Annotated in this window: 14 protein-coding genes; 2 read left to right on the top strand and 12 right to left on the bottom strand. The window is 55.2% G+C overall.

What is annotated here, in order from left to right:
• Positions 1-11 precede the first annotated feature (11 nt).
• From JK231_RS10410 to pmbA, 10 genes are all read right to left on the bottom strand, one after another.
• Positions 12-749: a KDGP aldolase family protein gene (locus JK231_RS10410; RefSeq protein WP_211728489.1), complete on the bottom strand. Its 738-nt coding sequence runs from the start codon at positions 747-749 to the stop codon at positions 12-14.
• Positions 746-1,867 carry a DgaE family pyridoxal phosphate-dependent ammonia lyase gene (locus tag JK231_RS10405; protein WP_097119512.1) on the bottom strand — a complete coding sequence of 374 codons (1,122 nt, stop codon included), beginning with the start codon at positions 1,865-1,867 and terminating at the stop codon, positions 746-748. Before JK231_RS10405 ends, JK231_RS10410 begins: the two co-directional genes overlap by 4 nt.
• Positions 1,851-2,984 (bottom strand): amidohydrolase/deacetylase family metallohydrolase, encoded by a 1,134-nt coding sequence (locus JK231_RS10400; protein WP_211728488.1) that lies wholly within the window; start codon positions 2,982-2,984, stop codon positions 1,851-1,853. The genes JK231_RS10405 and JK231_RS10400 overlap by 17 nt, the downstream gene beginning before the upstream one ends.
• A 160-nt stretch (positions 2,985-3,144) precedes the next feature.
• Entirely contained in the window at positions 3,145-3,792 is a 648-nt protein-coding gene (locus JK231_RS10395; RefSeq protein WP_034829224.1) for a DUF4310 family protein, read from the bottom strand.
• Between the two features lie 12 nt (positions 3,793-3,804).
• The gene (locus tag JK231_RS10390; RefSeq protein ID WP_097119509.1) at positions 3,805-4,581 is read right to left on the bottom strand and encodes a DUF4311 domain-containing protein; all 777 of its coding nucleotides are present in this window, start codon (positions 4,579-4,581) and stop codon (positions 3,805-3,807) included.
• Between the two features lie 25 nt (positions 4,582-4,606).
• Positions 4,607-4,906 (bottom strand): DUF4312 family protein, encoded by a 300-nt coding sequence (locus JK231_RS10385; RefSeq protein ID WP_097119508.1) that lies wholly within the window; start codon positions 4,904-4,906, stop codon positions 4,607-4,609.
• 2 nt (positions 4,907-4,908) lie between these two features.
• Positions 4,909-5,265 (bottom strand): SFCGS family glycine-rich protein, encoded by a 357-nt coding sequence (locus JK231_RS10380; RefSeq protein WP_009087404.1) that lies wholly within the window; start codon positions 5,263-5,265, stop codon positions 4,909-4,911.
• 17 nt (positions 5,266-5,282) lie between these two features.
• Complete coding sequence (locus tag JK231_RS10375; RefSeq protein ID WP_034829231.1) at positions 5,283-5,621, bottom strand: glycine dehydrogenase; 339 nt, start codon at positions 5,619-5,621, stop codon at positions 5,283-5,285.
• A gap of 254 nt (positions 5,622-5,875) precedes the next feature.
• Complete coding sequence (gene cybC / locus JK231_RS10370) at positions 5,876-6,262, bottom strand: cytochrome b562 (protein WP_038644492.1); 387 nt, start codon at positions 6,260-6,262, stop codon at positions 5,876-5,878.
• Between the two features lie 194 nt (positions 6,263-6,456).
• Positions 6,457-7,797, bottom strand: coding sequence for a metalloprotease PmbA (gene pmbA / locus JK231_RS10365; RefSeq protein ID WP_097119507.1), 1,341 nt, complete (start codon positions 7,795-7,797; stop codon positions 6,457-6,459).
• Between the two features lie 116 nt (positions 7,798-7,913).
• On the opposite strand from pmbA, the gene yjgA reads away from it, so the two are divergent.
• Entirely contained in the window at positions 7,914-8,462 is a 549-nt protein-coding gene (gene yjgA / locus JK231_RS10360; protein ID WP_034829237.1) for a ribosome biogenesis factor YjgA, read from the top strand.
• Between the two features lie 111 nt (positions 8,463-8,573).
• Here yjgA and mpl read toward each other — a convergent pair whose 3' ends face one another.
• Entirely contained in the window at positions 8,574-9,929 is a 1,356-nt protein-coding gene (mpl, locus tag JK231_RS10355) for a UDP-N-acetylmuramate:L-alanyl-gamma-D-glutamyl-meso-diaminopimelate ligase (RefSeq protein ID WP_045832883.1), read from the bottom strand.
• 166 nt (positions 9,930-10,095) lie between these two features.
• On the opposite strand from mpl, the gene fbp reads away from it, so the two are divergent.
• Positions 10,096-11,100, top strand: a complete 1,005-nt coding sequence (gene fbp / locus JK231_RS10350; protein WP_034829242.1) for a class 1 fructose-bisphosphatase — start codon at positions 10,096-10,098, stop codon at positions 11,098-11,100.
• 51 nt (positions 11,101-11,151) lie between these two features.
• Here the strand turns inward: fbp and JK231_RS10345 are convergent, their stop codons facing one another.
• Complete coding sequence (locus JK231_RS10345; RefSeq protein ID WP_097119506.1) at positions 11,152-11,409, bottom strand: helix-turn-helix transcriptional regulator; 258 nt, start codon at positions 11,407-11,409, stop codon at positions 11,152-11,154.
• Between the last annotated feature and the right edge of the window lie 3 nt (positions 11,410-11,412).

Below are 11,412 nucleotides of genomic sequence, written 5' to 3'. Positions count from 1 at the left end.
TGACTCGTTTGTTACAGCAGTTTCTTGCACGTTGCCAGAAGCTGACGCACATCGTCAATGCGCGTGTCGCCAGTGGCACTGTCGATGATCGAACTATAGACGTGTGGAATCACTTTGCTGACGCCCGCATCGAGTGCAATCTGCACAATGGCTTCGAAGTTATTGAGATCGATGCCGCCGGTCGGTTCCAGCCAGAAGTCGTGACGCGCACAGGCTTCAGCAACGGCACGGTACTCATTCACCGCTTTTAAGCCGCCCATCGGGAAGTATTTCACCGAACTGCCCCCCATGTCCTGCAGCATGGCGATGGCGCTGTCGATCGGCACAATCGCATCTTCCAGTTGCGAGCTGCGCGGTCCGGTGGAGATTTTCACCAGGCCCGGCGTGCCGGTTGGTGAAATCAAACCGTTGACCACGGTGTGATGCTGCCCGAGCAGTGCGCGGCTGGTGGCGACACCGGTAAACACCTGGTTCACGTGCTGCGGTTGCAGCACCGCTGAGATCTTACTCACCATCGCCGACTGATTCGGATCGCCCGCGCCCAGTCCGACGGACAGCGCGTTGTCGATCAGTGCCGCGTACTCACGCATATCGGCAATCGCTTCTTCATTGCTCGCGTAATTTTTTGATAAGACGCCCACCAGCACGTGGCCTTCTGCGGCCTGCCAGATCTCTTTGGCGTTCTGCTTAGAACCGGCCAGCACGTTGAGGCACAGACGGCCCTGATAGAAATTCGGGTTCAGACTCATGCGCGTTTTCCTCCACTGAGTAACGCCTGGATACGGCTAAAGATAATATGCAGCTGATCGGTGCTGACGCTGCGCACATCCGCTTCGATAATGCCTTCGTTGGCTTTGTAGCCACGGAAGTAGATGGCGATGTCGCCGGTTTTCAGCGCCTGCACCAGCTCACCGGTTGGCCATTGAGTGACGGCCTCATCGAACTTGATCTCGGCACGGGCGATATCGCGGCCCGCCGCATCCCATACCACGCGTGCAGACACACCATTGATTGTGTTGAGGTTATCGATAAACGGCGTCATGTTGGCTACCATCTCAGCGCCGGTGGTTTTCGGCTGCACCAGATAGTTTTCAATCGCCTGCGTCAGACCAAGAATGCCCTCTTTACCGACTTTCATCGCGCGGCCAATACCGTTGCTTTGACGTTTTACCCACTCAACGTACTGGGTGCGGCCAATCACCAGACCGCTGGTCGGCCCTTCAATCGCCTTGGCACCGCTGTAGATCACCAGGTCCGCGCCCATCTGGTAGTAGCACTGCAGATCTTCTTCTGCCGCCGCATCCACGATTAACGGGATACCGTGTTTACGCGCGACTACCGCCGCCTGCTCCACACTCAGGTGGCTCTTCTGCACGCAGTGGTGTGATTTGATGTAAAGCAGCGCCGCCGTGGTTGGCGTGATGGCCGCAGCCAGCTGTTCTGGCGAACATTCGTTGCTGTAGCCGGCTTCCACCAGACGTCCGCCGCCCAGCGCCACCATCGCACCCACCGGCGCACCGAAGTTCACGTTATGGCCTTTCGGCACCACGATATCGTGCGGCACGGTCAGCGGCGCGGCATGCAGGTTGTCCAGCAGCCAGTCGTTATCTTTAACGATCACCGCCGCCACGCTCTGTGCGATGCCCGCAGAGGCGCAGGAGACCACCACCGCGCTCTCGACATCCAGCAGTTTAGCGATATACGCGCCGGTTTTATTGACCAGATCTTTGATCTCGAAATAGTGATTCAAACCGTAGCTGACGGTCTCGACCACATCGGCAGAAGGCGTTGAAACACCAAGAATGGTCATACGACCGGAGGCATTGATGACCTGTTTCAGGTCATATTTTTCATAAATCGAAGACATGATTAGCTTTCCCTTCATCAGTCAGATGCCACTTACCCGCGATAACCACGGCCAGCGGCAGCAAATGTTGCTCACCCAAAACCCGTTCGCCTTCAGCATCAACGAACGGGCGGGCTTCCTCTTTGACGGTAAAAATGGTCAGGTCGGCGTCATAACCTTCGGTTAAGCGCCCTTTGCCCGCTAAGCGCAGGCCAGCCGCGGCATTACCGGTGACGCAGTCGATAACCTGCGGCAGCGTCATGCCAATGCTGAAGAATTTCGACATCACATGCGCCAGGCTGTGTACCGGGCCGTTGATGCGGTTGCGACAGTAAATGTCCGAGCTAATGGTGTCGGGCAGAATTCCCTGCGCGATGGCCTGACGGGCCACTTCAAAGCTGAAGCTGGCGCTGCCGTGACCGATATCCAGCTTCACGCCGCGCGCGATGGCATTTTTCACCGCGGCTTTCAGTTCGCCCTGCGGCGACAGAATGCGGTTGGGTTTGCCGTTGAAGCAGTGAGTGATGATGTCACCGGAGGTGAGCAAATCGGCGATCTCTTCCAGCACCGGCGGGTTGTTGCCGATGTGCACCATCAGCGGCAGATTTCCCGCCGCCTGTTGAATGGCTTTGGCGCGAATCAGCGGCTGAATGCCATTTTCACCCACCACGCTGCTGCTCATGCGCGCTTTTAATCCCACGATAAAGTCCGGGCGACGTTTCACCGCCTGCACCACCGCATCACCGTCGATCTGCGTCATATCGGCCAGCTCATTCTGGGTGATGATGCCGGTACGTGAAATGTTGATCAGCGCGCGCACTTCGGTGGTGGCGGAACGGGTGAGCTGATAGAAATCGTCGATATGATCCGCGCCGGTGCTGCCTGCATCAATCACGGTAGTGACGCCCTGCGCCATCCCAATCGCATCGGCTTCATCGTGATAAATCGGGGATTTGGGATAGCAGTGCACGTGGCTGTCGATCCAGCCGGCGCTGACGTAATAGCGCCCCTCTAAATCGCGCTCCTGCTGAGCTGAACCGTTGACATCGCCGACCGCAGCAATCTTGCCGTGCTGGATGGCGATATCCACCAGCTGTTCGTCGCACAAACGCGCGCGGCGCAGAATCAGATCAAACATATTTACTCCTTAACAACCTGCATTCAGCCCGGTGCGCATCAATACGCACCCTACGGAATTTGCATCACATCTGTGTGGGGTCATCAATGCGCCTCCACACAGAATGCACTGTTCAATCGTAGGGTCGCCGTGAAGGGCGACCGTTAAATCGGAAACAGCTTTACAGCGAAACCGGGAACATTGCGCCTAACGCCATGGCACCTAAAATCGCGCCACCGGTGATCGGTTTGTTCCACAGATAAAACAACAACGCACCCACCAGCGAACCGATGCCAATCGGAATCGACGCGGCCATCGCAGACAGGATGATCAACGGCCCAAGGAAGCGACCCGATGCATTACCTGCGCCCATCATCACGTCCGCACCGTAGGTGGAATCGCTCTGATTGATGGTGAACTTACGCGCCAGGATAATCAGATAACCGATCGCTAAACCCACCACCAGGCCCGTGGCCAGTGATGCGGCAAAGTTTGCCACCGGGAACACAATGCCCGCGCCCAGCAGCAAAGCCGGAACGCCCAGCCCGACACCGGTTTGAATCGCACCGCCGATATCCAGAATCCCGACCAGCGAACCCTCGATGATGCGGGCAAACAGGAAGCTGGCACCAAACGCCGCCACGGCGCCATACACGCCGGTTTCCATGCCGGAACGCAGCATCGAAACAAACGCCACTTCGTTAAATGCACCGATGCCGTACAGGTAGTACATGTGCGTACCGGCAAACACCCCGGCGGACAGCAGGCCAACAAAGATCGGGAACGACCAGTCGGCATACCAGAACCCTTTGTTTTCAGTCTCGTTCATGCTCGAGGCTCCTTATTTGCCGCTCAGGCTGTTGTGAATCATGTCCAGCCAGCCTGGGACACCCAGCTGGAAGGATTGCAGCAGTTTCATGTCGAAGCCACGGAAGAAGCCACTCAGAGCGAACAGCAGCACAATCGCGAACATCATCACTTTGGTGACTTTGTTCCAGCCGCTCTCTTCCACGCCTTTACCAATCAGGATACCCAGCACCAGACCCGGTACGGCATTGCCCATGATCAACTGCGCCAGACCACCAAAGATGGTCGCCCAGAAACCGGATTTCTTACCGGCATCAATCGCTGCCAGCCAGAAGATCACCGGCATCACGGTGTTGACCAACAGGTTGGCCGCCGGCACCAGTACTTTAACCGCCGTAACCTGCAACGCTGCAGGCACCGCAGAAGCGGTACTGTTAAGGAACGCCACCACGATCATGCCGATGATGCCGCAGGCAATCGCCATGCGTTTCGGGTTGTGCAGGGTTTCCGCGACGTTACGATTTTTCACCATCAACGCAGCCGCGCCCCAGTTGGGCAGAATGCGGTGGTCAACGTCCTGTGTGAAGGAGCCTGCCGCCACAGACGATGCCCAGGCGTTAAAGAAGAAGCCAAGACCAAAGGAAAAGTGCGATGCAGGATCGCCTTCACAGGAATTGAGTTCACCCAAGGTACGAAACGCGCCCATACCCTGGGTGGTCGGTGCGTGGAACATGCGCGCTGCGCCCGCTCCTACTCCAACGCCAACCAATCCACCAATGATCAACGACTTAAACAAAATGATTAAAAACATGTTGTTGTACCCTTTGTTGTCGTTTTTATTTCGTCGCGATGAAATCCACCTTGTCGGTGTCGATCACGGTGACGCTGACGGTAATCTCCAGCTCGACGCTGTAATTCCGTCGTTCGCGCGCCAGAAAGAAGAACAAGAACTTCTCTGTGCGTACGCTCTCCTGCGCGCGCAGCACCCGCACATCTATGGGTTCAATGCGCAACAGAATCTTTTGGCTGGTGCGCAGCACTTGCTGCTGCACCTTGCTCAGTGCATCGGAAAAGGCTTTCGCTTTGCTGTCGCCTTTGCCCTGCACCGTTATCTGCGTCTCGTATTGCTGTTTCATGCTTAGCTGCCGTGTTTTTTATTCCAGGCCTGCACCAGACGTTCACCCAGCTCTTCTTTATCCATAAAGCCAAAGCCCAGTACGGTGGCGCCTTCGTTGATGGCGGTCACGCCTTCATCAATCGAACGCATACCGTGTTTGGCTTTGTAGCCATATTTGTTCTGTGCAGTGATGGCACCCGCGCCGCCGCTGCCGCAGAAGGAGATGCCGAAATCGGCGTTTTCCGCTTTCATCACATCGCCCAGCTTCATATCCGCTGCGACGCCCGGCACCACCACGGCACGGCCGCCTGCTTTCTCAATACCGGCTGCGACTTTCTGACCTTTACCCAGACGATCACCAATCACGACTGTTACCATGTTCAATTCCTCTCGATTTATGCTTCGTTGGATTTCGCCACTTCGATATGCACCGATAACAACCAGGCTTCTTCTTTGGGCAGATTGCCAAACAGATCGACCACCTGCTGTGCCAGCGCCATGGTTTCTGGCGAGATATCTTCAAACAGTTCGGCTTCCACTTCCGGCAAGGCTTCTCCCGTGAGGGAACGCGCTGCCATCGCCCGTACATGCGAGGCCAGCATTTGCTGCTGCACGGCATTGGCTTCGATGTGGTGCGCGGCGTAGATCGCCGCAATCTGCTTCAACGTGTTATCCGCCAACGCCTGAATGGCTTCTGGCGTACTCGGTTTCAGCGGGACAGCTTCACTCCTCACCTTGCTACTCCTGTTTACTGCGGATAATTAGAGATAATTCGCGTTAGAAAGAAATTACGCTTTCCGCTTCAGGCTGTGGAGACGCATCTTTTCCACCTCAAAGTGGAAATCCCACGGGCGTGTGTGCGCCAGATCGCACTACGCATGAAGTGTGCGAAACAGGTCACAAAAATGCGGGTTATGCCGGAAATCGATGCGTTTAAACGGAGGGAATGCGAGAGGAGATAAGGCCAGCCACAGGGCTGGCCGGGTTATCAGCGGAATTTCTTATGGTTGGCGTTACGAATATCTTCCAACTTCTTCGCTTCAGTTTTGGCTTCGTCGAGCTTGTTGGCTTTCGCCAACTGATCAACGACATCAATCTGCGCAATCAGAGAATCGAGACCGGCGTGATAATCCTTAATCTGGGCGCTATCGGCAGCCTGACCTTCCAGTTTTTCCGGCGTGGATTTTTTAGCATCCTCCGCCGCCTGGCGCATCTTGCCGAGCGCGGTTTGCATTTCCTGAGCATCAGAGGTTTTCTTCACCACGCTCAGGCCATCTTTCAGGGTATCCATATCACTCTTCAGGTCAGCGGCGAATACGCTAGCCGAGGAGAACAACAGCGAGAGAGACAACATTGCAATCACATGCTTACGCATAAATATTCCTTATTTCCCGTCATATTTCAGGTTCCAGACACGTTGGCTACGCTCACTCACCTTAGTCACTTACTGATGTAATGTCCTGAGGATTCATTCACTTGCCGCCTTTCTGTCACGCGAATTATTAAGGGGTATCATTGTCGGGCTAAAAAAAAAGCAGCCTTGCGGGCTGCTTTCATGAAGCGATGTCTTTATTGTCCGGCGATTTTCATCTCCGGCAGCAGCACCGAACCGCATTGTATATTGCTGCGCGTTTCAATGTCGTTACCGAGCGTTACCATATTGAGCCACATATCCTTGAGGTTGCCCGCAATTGTGATCTCGCTCACAGGATATTGGATTTCACCGTTTTCAACCCAGAAGCCTGATGCACCGCGTGAGTAATCACCGGTCATGGCGCTGACACTGGAGCCCATCATTTCGGTAACCACTAAACCACGGCCCATCTGCTTCAGCATATCTTCAAAGCTATGCCCCTGCCCCGCAATGCGCCAGTTGTGAATGCCGCCCGCATGACCGGTGCTCTGCAAGCCAAGCTTACGTGCCGAATAGCTGGTCAGCAGCCAGTTTTGCAGCACGCCATTTTTGATGATGTCACGCGCCTGAGTGCGGACACCTTCGCTGTCGAACGGCGTAGACGCCAGGCCTTTCAGCAGGTGCGGCTTCTCTTCAATCGTCAGCCACTCAGGCAAAATCTGTTTGCCGAGTGAATCCAGCAGGAAGGTCGCTTTGCGATAGACGCTACCGCCGCTGATCATGCCGACCAGATGGCCAAACAGACCCGTCGCCACTTCCGGCGCGAAGATCACCGGCGCTTTCATGGTTGGCAGTTTGCGCGGCGCCAGGCGTGACAACACGCGACGTGCGCACTCTTGTCCCACCCAATCCGCAGTTTGCAGATCGTTAATGGAACGGCCGATGGTGTAGGCGTAATCGCGCTCCATGTTGCCATCCTGCTCGGCAATCACACAGCTGGAGAGCGAATGGCGGCTGGAGCAGTAGCTCTGCAACATGCCGTGGCTGTTACCGAACACTTTGATGCCGACGTGGCTGTTGAAGCTGCCGCCTTCGGTATTGGTAATGCGCTTGTCAGCCTGCAGCGACGCCTGTTCGGCCTGTGCAGCCCATTCGATAGCGCGATCGGCATCGATCTCCCACGGATGGTAAAGATCGAGATCCGGCGCTTCAAATGCCAGCAGATCGGGATCGGCCGGGGCACCAAAAGGATCAACCGAGGTGTAACGCGCAATGTCGATCGCCGCCTGCACGGTACGTTTGATGGCATCCGGGCTGAGGTCGGTTGAAGAAGCACTGCCTTTGCGGTTCTGATGATAGACGGTGATGCCAAGTGCACCATCGCTGTTGAATTCGACGTTTTCCACTTCGCCATAGCGGGTACTGACGCCGATGCCGGTGGTTTTGGTCACCGCGACTTCTGCTCCATCGGTGCTGGCTTTCGCCAGTTCCAGCGCCTGCGCGACAGCCTGTTCTAACACTTTACGTTGTTCTGCAACCTGAGTAGATACGTTCATCGACCTGCCGTCTAATCTTAAGTATGAATTTATTGAGTCTATCAGACTCAGAGAACAATTTCGCAGTCGCCCGATAAACTGGTAGGATTAGCCTCTTTTTTTTAGGGAGCCAAGAGATGACCAAGCAGCCCGATGACTGGCTCGACGATGTGCCAGATAATCAAAACGAAGAAGATGAAGACGAAGAGATTATCTGGGTCAGCAAAAGCGAAATTAAACGCGACGCCGAAGAGCTGAAACGCCTGGGTGCCGAGTTAGTTGATCTGGGGAAAAACTCCCTCGACAAAATTCCACTCGACGATGATCTGCGTGCCGCCATTGAGCTGGCACAACGTATTAAAAAGGAAGGCCGTCGCCGCCAGTTGCAGCTGATCGGTAAGATGTTGCGCGCGCGCGATGAAGATCCGATTCGTCAGGCACTGGATAAGCTGAAGAACCGCCATAACCAACAGGTTGCGCTGTTCCATAAACTCGAGCAACTGCGCGATCGCATGATCGAGAAAGGCGATGATGCGATCGCAGAAGTGATTAACCTCTATCCGCAGGCCGATCGCCAGCAACTGCGTACCATGATCCGTAATGCGCAGAAAGAGAAAGCCGCTAACAAACCACCGAAAGCCACCCGTCAGATCTTCCAGTATCTGCGTGAGCTGGCAGAGGCGTAAGTTTGCCGCGTGCATAAAAAGGGTCGCCAGTGGGCGACCCTTTTTAGTTTGGGCAAATAACAGAGCGTCATCAAACCCAGTGGCAACCCCGATTAAAGGGTCGCCACGCCATCAACGTCCCAATCTCTCCAGCAGTTTCTGGTGAATGCCACCAAACCCGCCGTTACTCATCACCAGAATGGAATCACCTGGCTGGGCTTCTTTTGCCACCATTTCCACCAGCGTATCGATATCCGCGCTCCACTTCGCCGGCTGGATGCAGGCTTCCGCGACATCAGACACCTGCCATGGAATGTGGTGCGGCTGGAACAGGAACACGTTATCGGCGCGACCCAGAGACGGGGCCAGCTCGTTTTTGCTCACGCCCATCTTCATGGTGTTGGATCGCGGCTCCAGTACCGCCAGAATACGCGCGGTACCACCGACTTTGCTGCGCAGCGCCGCCAGCGTGGCCAGAATCGCGGTGGGGTGATGGGCAAAATCGTCATACACTTTGATGGCATTCACTTCACCACGCAGCTCAAGACGACGGCGCGCATTGATAAAGCTGCTCAACGCTTCACCGGCATCCACCGGTTTCACCCCGACGTGACGCGCGGCCGCAATCGCCATCAGGCCATTGTGCATGTTGTGCTCGCCGACCAGCGCCCAGTTCACTTCACCGACTTTCTCGCCGTCCAGCCAGATCTCCCAGTGCGAAGAGTCCGGCGTCAGTTTTTTCGCCTGCCAGTGGCCGTTGTCGCCGACGGTTTCCTGCTCGCTCCAGCAGCCCATCGCCATCACTTGCTTAAGATTGTTATCGTGCTCCGGCAGCAGGATTTTGCCCTGGCCCGGCACGATGCGAATCAGATGGTGGAACTGCTTCTGAATCGCGCGCAAGTCATCAAAGATATCGGCGTGATCGAATTCGAGATTGTTAAGGATCAGCGTGCGCGGGCAGTAATGGACAAATTTGGAACGCTTGTCGAAGAACGCGCTGTCGTATTCATCCGCCTCAATCACGAAGAATGGACTTTTTCCTAATTTTGCCGAAACCTCGAAGTTTCCTGGCACTCCACCAATGATAAAGCCCGGTTCAAGGCCACAGGCCTCCAGAATCCACGCTGCCATGCCTGCGGTAGTGGTTTTGCCATGGGTTCCGGCCACGGCCAGTACCCAACGGTCACGCAGCACGAAATCATGCAGCCACTGCGGGCCAGAGAGGTAAGGAATGTTACGTTCCAGTACCGCTTCCACACACGGATTGCCGCGCGTCATGGCGTTGCCAATGATCACCAGATCCGGCTGCGGATCGAGCTGACTGGCATCATAACCTTCTGTCAATTCAATGCCTTGCTGTTCCAGCAAGGTGCTCATCGGCGGGTAGACATTGGCGTCAGAGCCGGTCACTTCATGCCCTAGCGAACGGGCCAGCATTGCCAGTCCGCCCATGAAAGTGCCACAAATCCCAAGGATGTGAATACGCATAAAGAGATCCATTACTCAAAAGTTCGGCGCACAGTGTAACCCCGAGCAGAGTGGGAAGAAACGGATTAGGACTATGGTTTTTAAAGTTCAATCGGCTAAACTGCGCTCATACGTTGGTAGCGTGTTAAAGCTGCTGCCACTCCATCGTAGATTCAGGGAATGTGTTATGAAAACGTTAGGCGAATTCATCGTCGAGAAGCAACACGACTTTCCACACGCCACAGGTGAACTGACGGCGCTGATTTCCTCCATTAAGCTCGGAGCCAAGATTATCCACCGCGACATCAACAAAGCGGGTCTGGTGGATATCCTCGGTGCCAGCGGCGTGGAAAACGTGCAGGGCGAACAGCAGATGAAGCTGGACCTCTTCGCGAATGAAAAACTGAAAGCTGCCCTGAAAGCGCGTGGTGTGGTTGCCGGTATCGCTTCCGAAGAAGAAGATGAGTTCGTCATCTTTGAAGGCTCAGAAGACGGTAAATACGTGGTGTTGATGGATCCGCTGGACGGCTCTTCCAACATCGACGTGAACGTTTCCGTCGGCACCATCTTCTCCATCTACCACCGCATCAGTGAGCCGGGTACGCCGATCACCGAAGCTGACTTTATGCAGCCGGGCAACAAGCAGGTTGCGGCCGGTTACGTGGTTTACGGTTCTTCCACCATGATGGTTTACACCACCGGTGTGGGCGTGCATGCGTTTACATACGATCCGTCACTGGGCGTGTTCTGTCTGAGCCATGAGCGCATGACCTTCCCGGAGAAAGGCTACACCTACTCCATCAACGAAGGTAACTACATTCGCTTCCCGCAGGGCGTGAAGAAATACCTGAAGTTCTGTCAGGAAGAAGATATCGCCACCAAGCGCCCATACACCTCGCGCTACATCGGTTCACTGGTGGCAGACTTCCACCGTAACCTGCTGAAAGGCGGTATTTACCTCTATCCAAGCACCGCCAGCCACCCGAAAGGTAAGCTGCGTCTGCTGTATGAGTGCAACCCAATGGCATTCCTGGCGGAACAAGCCGGTGGTAAAGCCAGCGATGGTGCCAACCGTATCCTCGACATCCAGCCTGAAACCCTGCACCAACGTTGCCCGTTCTTCTGCGGTAACGATGCGATGGTGGATGACGTTGAGCGCTTTATGCGTGAGTTCCCGGACAGCCACGAATAAGCTGATGTGATTTGAAAAAGCCCGCCAATAATGAGCGGGCTTTTTATTGGGTTATTTTCGTCGCTTTGCTTGCCGATCAATCAATTCACCCTGCGCGGAGTAGTAGCGGCTGGGCCAGATTTCATCCGGTGCGATGCCAATCGCTTCGGCAATCAGCCATTCGCCCTTGGGCCAGGGTCGGATTAAGGCATTGCCCAAAGTGGTCGAACACAACCCCGCTTCACGTGATACGGCGGCTAATGAAGTCCCTCTCTTGCGTAAGGCGGCTATAATATCGGCCTGATGCCAGTCCTGCTTGCTTTCACCCACGTC

This window comes from Pantoea sp. JGM49, from assembly GCF_018257655.1.
GTDB classification, from domain to species: domain Bacteria; phylum Pseudomonadota; class Gammaproteobacteria; order Enterobacterales; family Enterobacteriaceae; genus Pantoea; species Pantoea communis.
Note: the sequence above shows the minus strand (reverse complement) of the source record. Positions and strands in the feature narration are given on the sequence as shown.